Genomic DNA, 18,548 nt, shown 5'->3' on the forward strand with positions numbered 1-18,548 from the left:
TCGATGAACAAGCCGCTGAGGCGTATCGCCATCTTCTGCGGGGTGCTCGTACTCGCCCTGCTGGTGCGGGCCAACTGGCTTCAGTTCGTCCAGAGCGACAGCCTCGCCAACCACGAGAACAACCGCCGGGTGAAGATCGCCCAGTTCTCGCAGCCGCGCGGGGACATCATCGTGGGAGACCGGCCGGTCACCGGCTCGCGGGAAGTCAGGGACGCGGAGTTCACCTACCGGCGGATCTTCAGCGAGGGGCCGATGTACGCCCCCGTCACCGGCTACGCCTCGCAGGCCCAGGGCATGTCCCTGCTGGAGAAGACGTACGACAAGGTACTCAGCGGACAGGACGACCGGTTCGCCTTCGGGCGCGCCCTGGACGTCCTCACCGGCGAGAAGCCACGCGGCGGTGATGTGATCACCACCATCGACGCGAAGGCGCAGAAGGCCGCCTACAAGGGGCTGACCGGCCTCGGCGCCCGGGGCGCGGTCGTCGCCCTCGATCCACGGACCGGCAAGGTCCTCTCGCTCGTCTCCACGCCCTCCTACGATCCTTCCGTCTTCGCGGGACTGTCCTTCGAGGAAGGCGACAAGTTCAAGGCGCTCGACGCCGACAAGAGCAAGCCGCTGGCCAACCGCGCGCTGCGGGAGACCTATCCGCCCGGCTCCACGTTCAAGATCCTGACGGCCGCCGCGGCCCTGGAGCACGGCGTGGTCACGGACATCGACGCCCCTTCCGACGCCGAGTCCCCGTATCCCCTGCCGCTCTCCAACAACAAGATCGGCAGTGAGGCGGGCGACGAGGTGTGCGACAGGGCCTCGCTGAAGACCGCCATGCAGTACTCCTGCAACAACGTCTTCCTCGACGCGGCGGCCAAGGTGGGCGCGGCCAAGATGCGGGAGACAGCGGAGAAGTTCGGGTTCAACGCCGACGTCTACTCCGACGACTTCGGGGACATGCTGGCCACCAAGAGCCTCTACCCCGACAAGCTGGACCGGCCGGGGACCGCGCTGACCGGCATGGGCCAGGGCAGTCTCACCAGCACCCCGATGCAGATGGCCATGGTGACCGCGGCCCTCGCCAACGGCGGCAAACTGATGCAGCCCTACATCGTGGAGGAGCTGCGCGGCCCCGATCTCTCCACCCTGGAGAAGCACGAGCCCGTGATGAAGAGCCGGGCCGTCTCCAAGGACACCGCCGAACAGGTGCGGGAGATGATGGAGTTCACCGCCGAGGAGGGCAGCGCGAAGAGAGCGCTGATCGACGGCGTCACGGTCGGCGGGAAGACCGGCACCGCGCAGCGCGGGGTCGATGTCAGCGAGGAAGTGCCGTACGGCTGGTTCGTCTCCTACGGTCAGAAGGGCGACGCCTCCGTCGCGGTCGCTGTCTTCATCGACCCCACGGATATGGACATCTCCCGTGCGGACATCTCCGGCGGCAAGCTCGGCGCTCCGATCGCGAAGAGCGTCATGAAGGCCGTACTCGACGGGTGAACGCCGCTCTCACCGGGGCTCGCGGGAGCGGGACCAGGGGAGGCGGGGGTGTCGCCGCGGGTATCTCTGCGGGTTCCGTCCCGTGCGACATGGCTGAGCTGGTGACCGAGTCGCTCGGCGATCCGGGTGAACAACTGCCCCGCGGTGTCGAAGGGGAACGGCTCCTCGTCCCATAACTCGCGCGTGGCCGGTGCGGGGGGTGGTGGGGGTGTGGGGGGTTGTGGGGGTGACATGCGGTGGTGTGCCGGCTCCGTCATGAACCGATCGTGGCGGGTCCTGATTGCCGGAGGGTTGCGCGGTGGTGACGGTGGTTCTCCCCCATCTCACCGGCGGCGCGGGGGCGTTGTCAGACCCGTCACTTACTGTAATGACAGTTCGGAGCCAGAAGGTCGGGGAGGGGTCCTGCCATGGGCTGGATCGAGACAACGGGCGGGTATCGGACTGCCAAGCCGGCTGCGGGCGGTGGGCCTCACCACCGGCGCGCAGCGGGTCGAGGCGCTGACGGACGCGGCGGCGGACCGCCGCCATGACGTGCTGGGCCGGCTGCTGCCCGCCGACCCCGGCGGCTTCGCCCTGGCCTGGCCGGCCGCGGCGGTCTACGCGTCGGCGGCGACCGAATCCCTGCTGGTGGCGGCCTGGACACCAGCGGACATATCCGCGAACTGATCGGCGCCGTCGATCGTCGTACAGAGCAGAGAGCGGGATGAACGGGGAATCCGGGACCACCCAGGGGAGACCATGCCACTGCCGAAGCTGTCACGCCTGCGTACGCCAGGGCCGCGTACGTCACGGCTGCGCGCACTACGGCTGCGTGCTTTCCAGCTCACGCGGCGTCGCCGGAGACACCTCGTGCAGGCCGTCATGCTCGGGTGCGTACTCGCGCTGGCGCCCGCGACGTGGATGCACGCGGTCGCGGACAGCCGGATCCGTACGGTCGCCGACGTGCCGGCGCGGGACGTGGCCGTGGTCTTCGGGGCCGGGCTGTGGTCCGGCCGGCCGACGCCGTATCTCGCGCACCGCCTCGACACGGCGGCGGAGCTGTATCGCACGGGGAAGGTGAAGGTCGTGCTGGTGACCGGGGACAACAGCCGGGAGGAGTACGACGAGCCGAACGCGATGCGGACGTATCTGGTCGCGCGCGGAGTGCCGGACGACCGGATCGTCAGCGACTACGCGGGGTTCGACACCTGGGACTCCTGCGTACGGGCCAAGAAGATATTCGGGGTCGACCGGGCGGTGCTGGTGACACAGGGGTTCCATGTCCGGCGTGCGGTGGCGCTCTGCGGGGCGGCGGGGGTCGAGTCGTACGGCGTCGGTGTCGCGGAGCCGCATGACGCGACCTGGTACTACGGCGGGATACGGGAGGTGTTCGCCTCGGGGAAGGCGGCGGCGGAGGCGGTGCTCCGGCCGGATCCCATGTTCCTCGGACCGGCCGAGACGGGGGTGGCAGAGGCACTGGCGGCGGGCGGCGGCGCCCGCTGACGCCTGATGTGGCGACCCCCATCCGGGCCCGGTCAGCGCGGGCGAATATGGGCGAGCCAGTCGCCGTCGGCGATCAGCCGCCCGTGCGCCCGTAGCGCGCGGGCGACGCGTGGCGCCGCGAAATACACCCAGGCCCTGACTGGAGTGCCGTCCGCCCGCAGGACGTCGCGGGCCACCCGTACGTACAGGTTGCGCGGATCGTCGGGGGCCTCGTACCCCTCCAACTCGTCGAGTGCGGTGAGCAGTTCGTCATACTCCCCCGGCTTCGCCGCGACGAGCTCGCCGACGACCGTACCGGAGGCGACCGCGCCAGGGGCGGCCGTACCGGCGGCCTCGATCGCGTACGGATAGCCGGGGCCGTCGTACAGCAGCGCTCCCGCCAGCCTGGCCGGTTCCTCTTCGGCCAGGCGTCCGCGCAGGCAGAGGTCGTGATGGGGCCCGCCGGGCCGCAGCGTGCCGTAGACGAAGAACGGAAGCCCGCCCCCGGACTCGCTCCCGGCCCCGGACTCGGCCCCGACCCTCATGGTGCGACGGTCTCCTCGGCGATCCACGCCAGATACTCGGCGCTCCCCCGCACCACCGGCGTGGCGATGATCTCCGGTGTCTCGTAGTCGTGGGCCTCCTTCAGATGGGCCTCCAGCGCGTCATAACGGGCGGCGGTGGTCTTGAAGAGGATCTGCCACTCCTCGCTGGTCTCGATCGCGCTCCGCCAGCGGTACACGGAGGTGACCGGCGCGGAGATCTGCGCGCAGGCGGCGAGACCGGCCTCGATCACGCCCCGGGCGAGTAGCTCCGCCTTGTCGGCACTGTCGGTCGTGGTCAGTACGGTCAGACACTCGGCGAGCGGCACGAGCGGACTCCTTCGGGTTCCGGACGATCGGTGGAGGGCCGGGGGACTTTACACCGCGAGAGCCGCGAACTGCGAGGCGTACAGCCGCGCGTACGCGCCCTCCGCCGCCAGCAGCTCGTCGTGCGAGCCCTGTTCGACGATCGCGCCGTTCTCCATCACCAGGATCACGTCCGCGTCCCGGATCGTGGAGAGCCGGTGTGCGATCACAAAGCTCGTACGGCCCGACCGCAGGGAGGACATGGCCCGCTGGATGAGGACTTCGGTGCGGGTGTCCACCGAGCTGGTCGCCTCGTCCAGGACCAGGATGGCCGGTTCGGCGAGGAACGCCCGTGCGATGGTGAGGAGTTGCTTCTCGCCCGCGCTGAGTCCCGCGCCCTCCTCGTCCACGACCGTGTCGTAGCCGTCGGGGAGCGTACGGATGAACCGGTCCGCGTGCGTGGCGCGCGCCGCCGCGACGACGCGTTCACGCGAGACGTCACCGGGCACGCCGTACGCGATGTTGTCCGCGATCGTCCCGCCGAAGAGCCAGGTGTCCTGGAGGACCATGCCGATCCCCGACCGCAGTTCCTCCCTCGGGATCCGCGCGATGTCGACGCCGTCGAGCGTGATCCGGCCGCCCGTCACCTCGTAGAACCGCATCAGCAGATTGACCAACGTGGTCTTGCCCGCGCCGGTCGGTCCGACGATGGCGACCGTCTGGCCCGGCTCCACGACGAGCGACACGTCCTCGATGAGCGGCTTCGCCGGCTCGTACCGGAACGACACCTTCTCGAACGAGACCGTCCCAGGACCTGTGCCCGGGTCCGGGTCCGAGGCCGGGTCCGAGGCCGGGTCCGAGGCCGGGTCCGCCGAGCCTCTCTGTGTGCCTGTGCCCGTATGTGTACCCATGCCTGCGCCCGTACGTGTGTCTGTGCCTGTGCCGGTACCTGTGCCCGCCGCCGGGGACGACTCCTCCTCCGCGTCCAGCAGTTCGAAGACCCGCTCGGCGGAGGCGACGCCCGACTGGAGGAGGTTGGCCATGGAGGCGAGCTGGGTGACCGGTCCGTTGAACTCGTACGAGTACTGGACGAATGCCTGGACATCGCCGATGGACAGCGTCCCCGAGGCGACCCGCAGCCCGCCCACCACCGCGATCAGCACATAGGTCAGATTGCCGACGAAGCTCAGCGCGGGCTGGATGACCCCCGAGATGAACTGTGCCCGGAAACTCGCCTCGTAGAGCTCCTCGTTGTGCTCCTCGAAGGTACGGACGGCCTCCCGCTTCCGGCCGAAGACCAGCACCTCGGCGTGGCCGGTGTACATCTCCTCGACATGACCGTTGAGCCGGCCGGTGACGGCCCACTGCCTGACGAACTGCGGCTGGGCACGCTTACCGATCCGTACCGCCGCCAGGACCGACACCGGCACGGTCGCCAGGACGATCAGCGCCAGCGACGGTGAGATCCAGAACATCATCGCCAGCACGCCGACGAGCGTCAGCACACCGCGCACCATCTGGCCGAACGCCTGCTGCATGGTCTGGGTGATGTTGTCGATGTCATTGGTGGTGCGGGAGAGGACTTCGCCGCGCGGCTGTTTGTCGAAGTACGAGAGCGGCACCCGGGACAGCTTCGTCTGCGCCTCTTCGCGCAGCCGGTAGCCGGCCCGCTGGACGACCTCCATCGTCAGCCGCATCTGCACCCAGCTGAGGGCGGCGGAGGCGGCGGTCAGGGAGAGGACGACGGCGAGGACCCGTGCCACCGCCGGGTAGTCGACACCATGCGGACCACCGGCACCGGAGACCACCAGATCGGTGGCGTGGCCGAGGATCTTCGGAAGGACGACGGCGAGCGCGACGGCGGCCGTTCCGGTGGCGAGCACGCCCAGCAGCAGCGCCCTTTCGGGCGCCATCATCCGCAGCAGACGGACGGCGGACCGGCGGAAGTCCAGGGAGCGTTCGAGGGACGGTCCCGCGACCGTACCGGGGCCACGCTGTGGCGCGGGCCGCCGGCGTTCGGGAGCGCTCATGCGGCTTCCTCCTTGCTGACCTGGGAGAGGACGATCTCCCGGTAGGTGTCGTTGTCCCGCATGAGCTGTTCGTGGGTACCGGTGCCGACGACCCGGCCCTCGTCGAGGACCACGATCCGGTCGGCGCCGCGGATGGTGGAGACGCGCTGGGCGACGATCACCACGGTCGCTCCCGCGGTCTCTTCGGCCAGCGCCGCCCGGAGCGCCGCGTCGGTGGTGTAGTCCAGCGCCGAGAACGAGTCGTCGAAGAGATAGATCTCGGGGCGGGCGACCAACACCCGTGCGATGGCGAGACGTTGGCGCTGTCCGCCGGAGAGATTCGCGCCGCCCTGGGCGACCGGCGCGTCCAGGCCCTCTTCCAGCGCGGCCACGAATCCGGCCGCCTGGGCGGTCTCCAGCGCCCGCCACAGCTCGTCGTCGGTCGCGTCCGGTTTGCCGTAACGCAGGTTGGAGGCGACCGTTCCGGAGAAGAGGTACGGCTTCTGCGGTACGAATCCGACCGTACGGGCGAGCAGGGCCGGGTCCATGGCCCGGATGTCGGTGCCCCCGATCCGTACCTCGCCCTCGGTCGTGTCGAGCAGTCTCGGCACCAGATTGAGCAGGGTGGTCTTGCCGCTGCCCGTGGAGCCGACGACGGCGGTCGTACGGCCGGGAAGCGCGGTCAGATCGACCGCGCGCAGCACGGGCTCCTCGGCTCCGGGATAGCGGAATCCGGCGCCCCTGATCTCCAGCCGGCCGGCCTCGGCGGGCTGAGCCCCGGACGGACCGGCCCCGGACAGCTGAGGCACGGACAGCCGAGCCCCTGACGGACCGGACAGCCGAGCCCCGGACAACGCGGCCCCCGGCATCTGGGCCCCGGACAACGCGGCTCCCGACATCTGGGCCCCGGACGGCTCGGTCTCCAGGACCTCCTGGATGCGCTCGGCGCTCACCGCCGCGCGCGGCAGCTGCATCAGCAGAAAGACCGTCATCATCACGGCCATCAGAATCTGCATCAGATAGCTGAGGAAGGCGATCAGCGAACCGGCCTGCAACGCACCCGAGTCGAGGCGATGACCGCCGACCCAGACAATCGTGACGGTCGCGAGCTCCCACACCAGTACGACCGTCGGCAGCATCACGGACGTGAGCCGCCCGGTCCGCAGGGCGACGGTCATCAGCTCCCGGTTGGCACGGGCGTACCGCCGCTGCTCGTGCGTGTCGCGCACGAAGGCCCGGATGACCCGCACCCCCGTGATCTGCTCCCGCATCATCCGGTTGACCTGGTCGATACGCCGCTGCATGCCCTGGAAGAGGGGTGGCATCCGCCGGACGATCAGGCCGAGACAGCCGCCGAGCAGCGGTACGAAGATCAGCAGCAGCAGCGAGAGCGGCACATCCTGCCTGACGGCCATCGCGATCCCGCCGACACAGGTCAGCGGGGCCGCGACCAGCATGGTCAGCCCGATCCCCGTCAGCGTCTGGACCTGCTGGACGTCATTGGTCGTGCGGGTGATCAGCGAGGCGGCGCCGAACCGGCCCATCTCCCGGACGGAGAAGTCCTGCACCCGGGAGAAGACGGCGGACCGCAGATCGCGGCCGGCGCCCATCGCGACCCGGGCCCCGAAGTACACGGCCGCCCCGGCGGCGAGGATCTGGAGCAGGGTGACGGCGAGCATCACACCGCCCGTGGACAGCACATGGCCGGTGTCACCGGTCAGCACACCGTTGTTGATGATGTCGGCGTTGAGGGTGGGCAGATAGAGCGTGGACAGCGTCTGGATCAGCTGGAGCAGGACGACCAGGGCGAGCGTCCCCGTGTAGGGGCGCAGCCGGTCGCCCAGCAGGCGGATCAGGACAGACATCTCTTGTGTCCCCCGTGTTCGAAGTGGGTGGGCGGCGCGGCCGTCGTCAACCGGCGTACGGGCGGGCGGCCTTGGCCTCGCGCAGCGCCAGCCCCCACCAGGCGAGCCGGTCGAGCATCGTCCGCGCGGCGGCGTCGCACTCCGCGGGGTCCCGGTGCCGGCCCTCGGCGTCGAAGTGCGCGTAGGCGTTGTGGAAGGAGACCGTGTCCCGGATGGTGACGGCGTGCATCTCGGCGAAGACCTGGCGCAGTTGCTCGACGGCGCGCAGTCCGCCGGACATCCCGCCGTAGGAGACGAAGCCGACGGGCTTGGCCTGCCATTCGACGAAGTGCCAGTCGATCAGCGCCTTGATGGCGGCGGGGAAGGAGTGGTTGTACTCGGGGGTGAGGACGACGAAGGCGTCGGCGGCTGCCAGCACAGGTGTGACCTTGTCGAGTTCCGCTTGTACGGCGGGTCCTGGGCGGGAGGAGAGGGGGGCCGACAGGTCGGTGTCGGCGAGATCGACGAATGTGGTGGTGAAGTCCTGGTGCTCGGTGGCCCGGGAGAGGAACCAGTCGGAGACGACGGGGCCGAAGCGGCCTTCGCGGTTACTGCCCAGGATGACGGCGAGCCGCAGCCTGCCATCGTTCTCGGCGTGTCCGGGCAGGGCTGTGATCGCGGATTCCCGCGTGGTGAGGTCCATGGGAAGAGCGTCGTACTTCAACCATGGTTCAGGTCAAGTTACCCTGGCCGGCATGACGCATCTCGCCTGGAACGCCAAGGAAGCCACCGTCGGTGAACTGGCCGAACGCAGCGGCGTCGCCCCCTCCGCGCTGCGCTTCTACGAACGCGAGGGGCTGATCGGCAGCCGCCGCACGACCGGGAACCAGCGCCGCTACAGCCGGGACACGCTCCGCCGGGTCGCCTTCATCCGTACCTCGCAGCGCCTCGGCATCCCGCTCGCCACGATCCGTGACGTCCTGGCGCTGCTTCCGGAGGACCGTACGCCCACGCGGGAGGACTGGGCGCGGATCTCCGAGTGCTGGCGCGACGACCTCCACCGGCGCATTCGTACGCTGCGACGGCTGCGCGACAACCTCGCGGACTGCATCGGCTGCGGCTGTCTGTCGCTGGACCGCTGCGTGCTCTCCAACCCCGGCGACGAACTGGCGGCGCACGGTCCGGGGCCGCATCGGCTGATGGAGGACTGAACTGATCGAGACTGACCGATCGAGTCGAGGACTGAGTCCGGGGCGCCGTCCCTCCGTACCTCCGTACCTCCGTACCTCCGTGCTCTGTGCTCTGTGCTCTGTGCGCTCTCCACGCTCTCCGTGCTCTGTGCGCTCTCCGCGCTCCCGGGCCCGCGGGCGACCGGCATACCGTGTGGCGCATGACGACTTCCGCTACCGCACCACAGCTGCTGATAGAGGTCGACGGCCGGCCCGCCACCGAGGCCGACCTGCGGCTCCGCGCGCTCGACACCTACGGGCACTTCACCGCCATGCAGATCAGGGACGGCCGGGTACGCGGTCTCGACCTCCATCTCGCCCGGCTGGACGCCTCGACCCGGGAGCTGTTCGGCGCGGGCCTGGACGGCGAGCGCGTACGTGCCCTGCTCCGGCACGCGCTCGGTGACATACGGGACGCCTCGGCGCGGGTCTACGTGCACTGGCCCGACGGGGCGGCTGAGGCGAGCCTGATGGTGACGGTACGGCCGCCCGCGGCCCCGGACGGCCGGGCGCGGAGCCTGATGTCCGTCCCGTATCTGCGCCCGGTCGCGCACGTCAAGCATCTGGGCGGCTTCGCCCAGGTCCACTACGGGCGGGTGGCCAGGAAGGCGGGCTTCGACGACGCGCTGCTGACCGGCGAGAACGGGGTGGTGGCCGAGGCCGCGATCGCCAATATCGCCTTCTGGGACGGCGACGCGGTGGTCTGGCCGGACGCGCCGGTCCTGACCGGTATCACCATGGCGCTGGTGGAGCCCCGTCTCCCGGCCGCCGGTCTGCCTTCGGTACGCCGTGAGGTCACCCTGACGGACCTGTCCCGGTACCGGGCGGCCCTGGTCACCAACTCGCACGGGATCGCCCCGGTGGGCCGGATCGACGACACGGTCTTCCCGGGGGACGCGGCGCTGCTGAAGAGGGTGACCGAGTTGTACGACGGGGTGGAGTGGGACCGCGTCTGAGCGACGGAACAGCCTCGTACCGGGACCGGAGCGGGCTTCCCGGCGTCGTCGCCCGCGCCGCGCCGGGTCACCCGTTCGGCGCGGCACGGGCGGCGACGCCGACGGCCTCCGCCGCTCCGCCGTGACCTGCGACGACACCGGCGCGCGGGCCCGGCACCCGGCCCCCGCGGGGCCAATCTGATCGCCCCTCAGCAGGCGTGCGCGCCCCGGGGCGCCTTATCTCGGAGGAAGACGAGTACCGCGCTGTCGCCAGCCTCGGAGGATGCCACCATGCCCACCACCGCCCGCCTGATGACCGGAACCGCCCTGGCAGCCGCCTCGATAGCACTGACCGTCGCGGGCACCACGGCGGCTGCCGCCGGGGACCGCGACGGTGGCTGGGACGGCGTCCGTGACGACGGCCGGGAGGGAAGTTGGGACGGCGGGCCCGACAGCGGACCCGACAGCGGCAGGGACGACGGGCGTGACCGTGGGAAGCCGGCCCGGCTGGAGCTGTCCCCCAAGTTCGTACGCCCCGGTACCACCGTCGTCGCCAGGACCGCCGCCTGCGGACGCGGAGGCAACGGCCGGGGCTTCGCCCAGTCCGTCGGCGCCGGGGACTTCCGACTCGATCGCGCCGCCCCCAAGGACGCCGTGGCCGGAGAGTTCCGGGTGGCGCGCCACGCCAGGACCGGAACCCACACCATTCGCGTGCGGTGTGACAACGGCAGAGAGGCCCGCGGCGAGCTCTTCGTGGAGCACGGCGGGCCGAGCGGCCATGTGAAAACCGGGGTCGGCGGCAGCGTCGCCCCCGACACCCCCCAGATCGCGGCGGGCGTGGCCACTCTGGCCGCAGCCGCCGTCGGCGGGACCTGGCTCCTGCGTCGCCGGGCGAGCGGCGCGCAGGCAAGCTGACGGGCCGGCCTCCACCGCCCCGGTCCCGCCCCGCGTCCCCGTCCCCGTCACGCTCATCGCTGACGGGGGCGGGGAACCTCTCCCCTCACAGATCCAGAAGCCGTCCGCACGACCGGAAAGACGACCAGCGGGCCGTCCGCACGACCGGAAGCACGGGAAACGAAAACACGGGAAACCAACACGGGAGAACAGAACTGATGACCGCCAGGGCCAGGCGCAGAGTCAGAGGCATGTACGGAGCCGGGTGCGGGTGCGGCGCCATATGCGGAGGAGGCGGCAGAGCCGCGTGCGCGTGCGGAGCCGGGGGCCGGACCAGAGGCGGAGGCTCGGGCTGGCTGATAGCCATTCCCGTCTGTGTCGGGATCTGGCTCGTCCAGAACGGCTCGGAGCCCGTGACCCCGCCCACGCCGAGCGCCGCGGAGGCCTTCGCCGCGGGCCCCGGCAGCCACACCGAGGCCGCCGCCGCTCCGCTGCGGCCCTCGGCCCCGGTGCGTCTGAGCATCCCCGAGATCTCGGTGAACGCGCAGGTCCTCGGGCTGGGGCTGGGACGCGACGGCAGCCTCGTCGTACCGCCGTCCGCCATCCGGAACATCGTGGGCTGGTACAAGGACGGCGCCACCCCGGGCGCCAAGGGGACCGCGGTCGTCGCCGGTCATGTCGACAACGCGCAAGGACCCGCCGTCTTCTACGAGCTGGGCACCCTCAAGAAGGGCCATCACATCGAGGTGACCCGGGCGGACGGCCGTACCGCCGTCTTCACGGTCGACGCGCTTGAGGCCTACGACAACGCCGATTTCCCCGACCGCAAGGTGTACGGGGCCACGGACCGTGCGGAGCTACGGGTGATCACCTGCGGGGGCGGCTTCTCCAAGAAGGGCGGCTACCAGGGCAATGTCGTGGCGTACGCGCATCTCGTCGGCACGAGATAGCACCGGGGAACAGCACCGGGCAGGGCCCCGGTCCCGCCAACACGCTCCCGCCCCACTCCCGCCCCGCCCCACTCCCGCCTCGCTCCCGCCGGCGCGCTCATGCCTTCCACTGGTCGAACGCGAGCTTCGCGACCAGCGAGAACACCACCACCAGCAGCACCCCGCGCACGAACTCGCTCCCCTTGCGGAGCGCCATCCGCGCCCCGATCATCCCGCCCGCCAGATTGAACACCGCCATCAGCGCGGCCAGTTGCCACAGCACGGTGCCCTGGTAGGCGAACATCACGAGCGCGCCGGCGTTCGTGCAGACGTTCACGATCTTCGCGGTGGCGGAGGCCGTGACCAGATCGAGATGGAGTACGGCGGTGAGCGCGAGCACAAGAAACGTTCCTGTACCGGGTCCGAACAGCCCGTCGTAGAAGCCGATCCCGCCGCCGACCAGCACGATCGCGGTGACCGTACGCGCCCGGGTGACCGGGCCGCCCGCCCGCGTCCCGCCGAAGGACGGCCGCAGCAGGACGAAGGCGGCCACACCGAGCAGCACCACCATGATCACGGGCCGGAACACCTCGCTGCTGATCCCCGCCGCGAAGAAGGCACCGGTCATCGAGCCGGCGAGGGCCACGAGCCCGATCCGTACGGCCGTCCTCACCTCGACCGGTGCCTTGCGCAGATAGGTCACCGCCGCGCCCGAGGTACCGACGATGGCGACCGCCTTGTTGGTGCCGAGGATGTGCGCGGCGGGTACGTGCGGCAGTCCGAGGAGCATCGCGGGCAGGAGCAGCAGCCCGCCCCCGCCCACCACCGCGTCGATCCAGCCGGCCGCCCCGGCGGCGAGGCAGAGCACAACGAGCATGGCCAGCGATATGTCGGGCATGATCGCGACCCTATGGACGGGATGTGTGCCCCGTCCATGGATCAAGGGAGAGTGTGAGATAAACGGGCCTCCCAGCCTCCACCCTCGGTCTGACCGGCCTCCACGCTCGGGCCTCCCGGCCTCCACGCTCGCTCTTCCCTGCCTCCTCGCTCGGTCTGCCCGGCCTCCACACTCAGCCGGCGAACGACCGGAATCCCGACTTCTCACCGCTCGTTCAGACGGCGGCCATTCATATCCCCTAGGCTCCTGCGACGCGCGACCCCGTGACGTCGGCCGGCGCCCCGGGGCGGTCACGACACCACCATGGAGCGACCAGTGGAACGTCGCAGTTTCCTGCGCGGAGCGGTCATCGGCACCTCGGCCGCGGCTTTCGGCGGCACCCTGTGGCGCGGCGCCGCCTACGCCGCGCCCGCCCAGCCCGGCGCGGGCCCCTACGGAGCACTCGGCACGGCGGACGCCAACAACATCCGTCTGCCCGCCGGATTCACCAGCCGGGTCATCGCCCGGTCGGGGCAGCAGGTCCCCGGCACGTCGTACAGCTGGCACAGCGCCCCGGACGGCGGCGCCTGTTACGCCGACGGCACCGGCTGGATCTATGTCTCCAACTCGGAGATCAACCCGTCGGGCGGCGCGAGCGCCGTCCGCTTCTCCTCGACCGGCGCGATCACCGCCGCGTACCGGATCCTCTCCGGCACCCGGCAGAACTGCGCGGGCGGCACGACTCCGTGGAACACCTGGCTCTCGTGCGAGGAGGTGGACCTCGGCTATGTCTACGAGACCGACCCGTGGGGCGTGAAGGCGCCGGTACGCCGCGACGCGATCGGCCGCTTCAAGCACGAGGCCGCCGCCGCGGACCCCGTACGCAGGACCATCTATCTCACCGAGGACACCACCGACGGCTGCTTCTACCGCTTCACGCCCACCACGTGGGGCGATCTGTCGGCGGGCCGTCTCGAAGTGCTCGTCGCCGGTACGAGCACGAGCGGCCCGGTGAGCTGGGCGACGGTCCCCGACCCGAGCGGCGCCTCGACGGCCACCCGCAACCAGGTGTCGGGCGCCAAGCGCTTCAACGGCGGCGAGGGCTGCTACTACACCGACAACACCTGCTGGTTCACGACCAAGGGCGACAACCGGGTCTGGCAGTACAACGTGGCCGCGGGGACCATCGAGCTGGCCTACGACGACTCGCTCGTCTCCGGCTCGGCGCCGCTGACGGGCGTCGACAATGTCACCGGCTCCTCCTCCGGCGACCTCTTCGTCGCGGAGGACGGCGGGAACATGGAGATCTGTGTGATCACCCCTGACGATGTCGTCGCGCCGTTCCTGCGGATCGGCGGCCAGTCCGGCTCGGAGATCACCGGACCGGCCTTCTCCCCCGACGGCAAGCGGCTCTACTTCTCCAGCCAGCGCGGTACCAGCGGGAGTTCGTCCGGCGGTATCACCTACGAGGTCACCGGGCCGTTCCGGGCGTAGAGCCCCGCCGCGTGACCGCCGCCCCGCAGCAGGGCGGCGCCCAGCGGGGTGAGGGTGTGCAGGACGGCGTTGCCGTGCCGAAGGGTGACGACGAGCCCCGCCTCGCGCAGGACGCAGGCGTGCTGGCTGGCAGAGGCGAGCGACACGCCGGTTCTGCGGGCCAGCTCGCTCGTCGTCGAGCCGTGCTCGATGGCACGCAGAACGGCCGAACGCGTATGCCCGACGAGCCGGCCGAGCGTGGGTCCGCCACGCTCCGTGACGGCGGGCGCGTCGGAATGTGTGACGGGATAGACCAGGACGGGCGGCAGCGTGGGGTCGCGGTGGACGACCGGCGTGGAGCGGCAGAAGAACGACGGCTGGAGCAGCAGCCCCCGCCCGTTCAGGCGCAGTTCGCGGTCCACCGGGTAGTCGGCCTCCAGCACCGGGGAGCGCCAGCGCAGCATCGGCGGCAGCGTGGAGAGCAGTTCGTCCGCGCCGCCGTCGAGCAGCGCGCGGCCGCGCAGCGCCCGGTCCGCCTCGGCCCTCGCCCGGATATGGGGCCAGTACGGCTCGACGGCGGCCCGGTGGTACGTACGCAGCGTCTCGACGAGCCGGCCGAGGCGGCGCGGGCCGCCGTCGGCGAGCGGGGCCAGCCGTCCACCCGGGTCTCTGCCGCGCTCATTGCCCGCGGCGAGCAGGGTCAGTTCGGCGTGGATTCTTTCCCGCGGGGTGGCGTGCAGTGCCTCAAGGCCCGCTTCCAGGCCCGCGTCAAAGCCGAGCCGCCCCTGAGCAGGCGTCAGGAAATCCGGGAAATAACCGCGTTGTGGAACGAGCGCGGAGAGCAGACCTGTTTCACCATTCAACCGGGTCCGCGTTTCCCTGCGCCATTCCCCGTAGGCGAGCGGACCGCGCCGGTCTCTTATTCGATGAAAGCTGAGAATCGTTTCCCACAGCGGGTCGGGCCCGGCGGCCATCCGGACCCCGCCGAGGTCCTTCCCGGTGAAATGAATACGCAGCATCAAATCTCCACCTGTTGCGTCCACTATCTCCCCAGCAACCCTCAGCACTGAGTATGCAGGTCGTCACGGGCTGTTACCACGGTGTTTCGGCCACAGTTGAAACGCTTCGCGGTAGCGAGCGCGAAGCGAAAAGCTGTACCTCGTCGGGCATGAAACCTGGACCACCGAATAGGCGTGGCGAAGGCCGTGGGGGGCTTTGCCCGCTCGGCGGCGGTCGGTCGAGGTTGCGGCTCCATGTCCGGCCCGCATAAAAGGAGCGCGACCGGTGGGTGGGGATCCACCGGTCGCGCTCCAGCTGTTACCCGCCGTTACCCGGCGGACAATTCAACACGGCACTCACCACCCGCACATGACGAAGGGGCGGGCACCTCCGCACAAGGTGCCCGCCCCCTCTCTGTGCCCCGGAGCCGCCCCGCCGGTCCGGCGAGGGTCAGGGATCAACCGGCAATGCGGCTCCGGTGTTCAGTGGAAATCCCCCACTTTCTCTCGGGAGTCACCAGAACTCCTCGGGAGACGTCGGACGCCCTCGCGGACGCCGTGGCGGACGTCCTCTCGGACGTCATCGGGGATCATCGGGAATCGCTGCCGGCCGACGACGCCGCCGCGCGGCCCGCCTCCAGCCGTGCCACCGGGATCCGGAACGGCGAGCAGGAGACGTAGTCCAGACCCACATCGTGGAAGAAGTGCACCGACTCCGGGTCGCCGCCGTGCTCACCGCAGACGCCGAGCTTGAGCCCCGGCCGGGTGGCCCGGCCCGCCTCCGCCGCGCTCCGCACGAGCGCGCCGACACCGTCCCGGTCGATCGTCTCGAACGGGGAGACCCCGAAGATGCCCTTCTCCAGGTACGCCGTGAAGAAGCTCGCCTCCACATCGTCGCGGGAGAAGCCCCAGACGGTCTGGGTGAGGTCGTTCGTACCGAACGAGAAGAACTCCGCCGCCTCCGCGATCTGCCCGGCGGTCAGCGCGGCACGCGGCAGCTCGATCATCGTGCCGAGCGCCAGGGTGAGTTCGACCCCGGTGGCCCGCTCGACCTCGGCGATGACCCGCTCGGCCTCGTCCCTGACGATCTCCAGCTCCTGGACCGTACCGACGAGCGGGATCATGATCTCCGGGCGCGGATCGGCCTTGGCGTTCTTGCGCTCGGCCGCCGCCTCCGCGATGGCGCGTACCTGCATGGCGAACAGCCCGGGGATGACCAGGCCCAGCCGTACCCCGCGCAGACCGAGCATCGGGTTCTGCTCATGAAGCTTGTGCACGGCCTGGAGGAGGCGCAGATCGTTCTCGTTGTGGTCCTTGCGGGCCTCGGCGAGGGCGACCCGCACCGACAGTTCGGTGATGTCGGGCAGGAACTCGTGCAGCGGCGGGTCGAGCAGCCGGACCGTCACCGGCAGGCCGTCCATCGCCTCGAACAGCTCGATGAAGTCCTTCTTCTGGAGCGGCAGCAGCGCCCCCAGCGCCTCTTCCCGCTCGTCGTCCGTGTCGGCGAGGATCAGCTTCTCGACCATCGCGCGGCGCTCGCCCAGGAACATGTGCTCCGTACGGCACAGTCCGATGCCCTGCGCCCCGAAGCGGCGGGCGCGCAGCGCGTCCTCGGCGTTGTCGGCGTTGGCGCGCACCCGCAGCCTGCGGCGGCGGTCGGCGTACGCCATGATCCGGTGGACGGCCTCCACCAGTTCGTCGGCGTCGTCGGCGCCCGCGTGCATCCGTCCCTCGAAGTACTCGACGACGGGCGACGGTACGACCGGGACCTCACCGAGGTAGACCTTGCCGGTCGAGCCGTCGATGGAGACGATGTCGCCCTCCTCGATGACGGTCCCGTCGGCCGTCAGCCGGCGGGATTTGGTGTCGACCTCCAGCTCCTCGGCGCCGCAGACACAGGTCTTGCCCATGCCCCGGGCGACGACGGCGGCGTGCGAGGTCTTGCCGCCGCGCGAGGTGAGGATGCCCTCGGCGGCGATCATCCCGTCCAGGTCGTCGGGGTTGGTCTCGCGGCGGATGAGGATGACCTTCTCGCCGGACCGGGACCACTTGATGGCGGTGTACGAGTCGAAGACCGCCTTGCCGACCGCCGCGCCCGGCGACGCGGCGATCCCGCGCCCGAGCAGCTGCCGCTTCGTGTTCTCGTCGAAGCGCGGGAACATCAGCTGGGCGAGCTGAGCGCCGTTGACACGCTGGAGCGCCTCCGCCTCGTCGATCAGTCCCTGGTCGACGAGTTGGGTCGCGATCCGGAAGGCCGCGCCGGCGGTGCGCTTGCCGACGCGCGTCTGGAGCATCCACAACTGGCCGCGCTCGATGGTGAATTCGATGTCGCACAGATCCCGGTAGTGCGTCTCCAGGGTCTCCATGATGCCCATGAGCTGGTCGTACGACTTCTTGTCGATCTGCTCCAGTTCGGCGAGAGCCACGGTGTTGCGGATGCCCGCGACGACATCCTCGCCCTGCGCGTTCTGGAGGTAGTCGCCGTACACGCCCTGGTGGCCGCTGGCCGGGTCGCGGGTGAAGGCGACGCCCGTGCCCGAGTCCGGGCCGAGGTTGCCGAAGACCATGGAGCAGATCGTGACGGCGGTGCCGAGGTCGCCGGGGATGCGCTCCTGACGGCGGTAGAGCTTGGCCCGGTCGGTGTTCCAGGACTCGAAGACCGCGCGGATCGCCAGATCCATCTGCTCGCGCGGGTCCTGCGGGAAGTCGCGGCCCGCCTCCTGGGAGACGATCTTCTTGAACCGGGTGACCAGCTGCTTGAGGTCGGCGGTCGCCAGATCCACATCGGTGGCGGCGTTCTTGGCCCGCTTGGCCTCCTCCAGCGCCTCCTCGAAGAGGTCGCCGTCGACACCGAGCACGGTCTTGCCGAACATCTGGACCAGCCGGCGGTACGAGTCCCAGGCGAAGCGTTCGTCGCCCGCCTGGGCGGCGAGTCCGGCGACGGAGGCGTCGGAGAGTCCGACGTTCAGGACGGTGTCCATCATGCCGGGCATGGAGAACTTGGCGCCGGAGCGTACGGAGACGAGCAGCGGGTCGTCGGCCTGGCCGAGCCTCTTCGCCATCTTCTGTTCGAGGGCGTCGAGATGCGCACTCACCTCGTCGCGCAGAGCGGCCGGTTCGGCACCACTGTCGAGATAGATGTTGCATGCCTCGGTGGTGATGGTGAAGCCCGGCGGGACAGGCAGCCCGAGGTTGGTCATCTCGGCGAGATTGGCACCCTTGCCGCCGAGGAGGTGCTTCAGATCCTTGTTGCCCTCGGTGAAGTCATAGACGAACTTCTCGCCCTGGAGCGTGGTGGTGGCTACCTGGGGATCGCTGTTTTCCGACACGGGTCCGACTCCTCAAGGACGCGGTGGCTGCCCTGACGGCGAGGAACATACCCAGATCGAAGGTGCATGGGTACGGCCACTTGCCTGTCATGCGGCCTTAACCACCCGTCCGCCAGCAGATCGAAAGTGACCTTGGTGCTGTTGGCCGGGCCCGCCTCCTTCACGCTTCGAAGCGGCCATGACCCCCGCATGACCGGACGCGCTCATATGAGTGATGACATCGCCGTCTGAGTTCAA

At 70.2% G+C, this 18,548-nt stretch carries 16 protein-coding genes; 8 read left to right on the forward strand and 8 right to left on the reverse strand.

Translation table 11 applies throughout. From position 1 onward, the window contains the following. The first annotated feature begins 3 nt into the window (after positions 1 to 3). The 3 genes from ACIRQP_RS09485 (at position 4) to ACIRQP_RS09495 (ending at position 2,967) form a co-directional block, all read left to right on the forward strand. Entirely contained in the window at positions 4 to 1,485 is a 1,482-nt protein-coding gene (locus ACIRQP_RS09485) for a peptidoglycan D,D-transpeptidase FtsI family protein (RefSeq protein WP_403885910.1), read from the forward strand. A 462-nt stretch (positions 1,486 to 1,947) separates the two neighbouring features. Continuing rightward, positions 1,948 to 2,151 (forward strand): hypothetical protein, encoded by a 204-nt coding sequence (locus ACIRQP_RS09490; RefSeq protein ID WP_403885913.1) that lies wholly within the window; start codon positions 1,948 to 1,950, stop codon positions 2,149 to 2,151. Between the two features lie 72 nt (positions 2,152 to 2,223). Continuing rightward, positions 2,224 to 2,967, forward strand: coding sequence for a vancomycin high temperature exclusion protein (locus ACIRQP_RS09495; RefSeq protein ID WP_403885916.1), 744 nt, complete (start codon positions 2,224 to 2,226; stop codon positions 2,965 to 2,967). Positions 2,968 to 2,999: 32 nt separating this feature from the next. Here ACIRQP_RS09495 and ACIRQP_RS09500 read toward each other — a convergent pair whose 3' ends face one another. The 5 genes from ACIRQP_RS09500 to ACIRQP_RS09520 are packed head-to-tail and all read right to left on the reverse strand — an operon-like array spanning position 3,000 to position 8,350. Then, complete coding sequence (locus ACIRQP_RS09500; RefSeq protein ID WP_403885919.1) at positions 3,000 to 3,491, reverse strand: gamma-glutamylcyclotransferase family protein; 492 nt, start codon at positions 3,489 to 3,491, stop codon at positions 3,000 to 3,002. Continuing rightward, a complete protein-coding gene (cutA, locus tag ACIRQP_RS09505; protein WP_403885922.1) occupies positions 3,488 to 3,817 on the reverse strand; it encodes a divalent-cation tolerance protein CutA in 330 nt (109 codons plus the stop codon). The genes ACIRQP_RS09500 and cutA overlap by 4 nt, the downstream gene beginning before the upstream one ends. A gap of 48 nt (positions 3,818 to 3,865) precedes the next feature. Then, the gene (locus ACIRQP_RS09510; RefSeq protein WP_403885925.1) at positions 3,866 to 5,824 is read right to left on the reverse strand and encodes an ABC transporter ATP-binding protein; all 1,959 of its coding nucleotides are present in this window, start codon (positions 5,822 to 5,824) and stop codon (positions 3,866 to 3,868) included. After that, positions 5,821 to 7,668, reverse strand: coding sequence for an ABC transporter ATP-binding protein (locus ACIRQP_RS09515; RefSeq protein WP_403885928.1), 1,848 nt, complete (start codon positions 7,666 to 7,668; stop codon positions 5,821 to 5,823). The genes ACIRQP_RS09510 and ACIRQP_RS09515 overlap by 4 nt, the downstream gene beginning before the upstream one ends. Before the next feature lie 46 nt (positions 7,669 to 7,714). Beyond that, positions 7,715 to 8,350, reverse strand: a complete 636-nt coding sequence (locus ACIRQP_RS09520) for an NADPH-dependent FMN reductase (RefSeq protein ID WP_403885931.1) — start codon at positions 8,348 to 8,350, stop codon at positions 7,715 to 7,717. Between the two features lie 52 nt (positions 8,351 to 8,402). On the opposite strand from ACIRQP_RS09520, the gene soxR reads away from it, so the two are divergent. The 4 genes from soxR (at position 8,403) to ACIRQP_RS09540 (ending at position 11,655) form a co-directional block, all read left to right on the forward strand. Further along, entirely contained in the window at positions 8,403 to 8,858 is a 456-nt protein-coding gene (gene soxR / locus ACIRQP_RS09525; protein WP_403885934.1) for a redox-sensitive transcriptional activator SoxR, read from the forward strand. Positions 8,859 to 9,037: 179 nt separating this feature from the next. Further along, positions 9,038 to 9,832, forward strand: a complete 795-nt coding sequence (locus ACIRQP_RS09530) for an aminotransferase class IV (RefSeq protein WP_403885937.1) — start codon at positions 9,038 to 9,040, stop codon at positions 9,830 to 9,832. Positions 9,833 to 10,102: 270 nt separating this feature from the next. Then, positions 10,103 to 10,726, forward strand: coding sequence for a hypothetical protein (locus ACIRQP_RS09535; RefSeq protein ID WP_403885940.1), 624 nt, complete (start codon positions 10,103 to 10,105; stop codon positions 10,724 to 10,726). A gap of 335 nt (positions 10,727 to 11,061) precedes the next feature. Further along, complete coding sequence (locus tag ACIRQP_RS09540) at positions 11,062 to 11,655, forward strand: class F sortase (RefSeq protein ID WP_403886364.1); 594 nt, start codon at positions 11,062 to 11,064, stop codon at positions 11,653 to 11,655. 97 nt (positions 11,656 to 11,752) lie between these two features. Here the strand turns inward: ACIRQP_RS09540 and ACIRQP_RS09545 are convergent, their stop codons facing one another. Further along, positions 11,753 to 12,532 (reverse strand): sulfite exporter TauE/SafE family protein, encoded by a 780-nt coding sequence (locus ACIRQP_RS09545; RefSeq protein ID WP_403885943.1) that lies wholly within the window; start codon positions 12,530 to 12,532, stop codon positions 11,753 to 11,755. 315 nt (positions 12,533 to 12,847) lie between these two features. On the opposite strand from ACIRQP_RS09545, the gene ACIRQP_RS09550 reads away from it, so the two are divergent. Continuing rightward, the gene (locus tag ACIRQP_RS09550) at positions 12,848 to 14,005 is read left to right on the forward strand and encodes an alkaline phosphatase PhoX (protein WP_403885946.1); all 1,158 of its coding nucleotides are present in this window, start codon (positions 12,848 to 12,850) and stop codon (positions 14,003 to 14,005) included. Here the strand turns inward: ACIRQP_RS09550 and ACIRQP_RS09555 are convergent. Then, positions 13,975 to 15,003 carry an ArsR/SmtB family transcription factor gene (locus ACIRQP_RS09555; RefSeq protein WP_403885949.1) on the reverse strand — a complete coding sequence of 343 codons (1,029 nt, stop codon included), beginning with the start codon at positions 15,001 to 15,003 and terminating at the stop codon, positions 13,975 to 13,977. The genes ACIRQP_RS09550 and ACIRQP_RS09555 overlap by 31 nt on opposite strands. 569 nt (positions 15,004 to 15,572) lie before the next feature. Continuing rightward, a complete protein-coding gene (gene ppdK / locus ACIRQP_RS09560; protein WP_403885952.1) occupies positions 15,573 to 18,311 on the reverse strand; it encodes a pyruvate, phosphate dikinase in 2,739 nt (912 codons plus the stop codon). Positions 18,312 to 18,548 lie beyond the last annotated feature (237 nt).

The organism is Streptomyces sp. NPDC102274, assembly GCF_044766385.1.
Classification (GTDB): domain Bacteria; phylum Actinomycetota; class Actinomycetes; order Streptomycetales; family Streptomycetaceae; genus Streptomyces.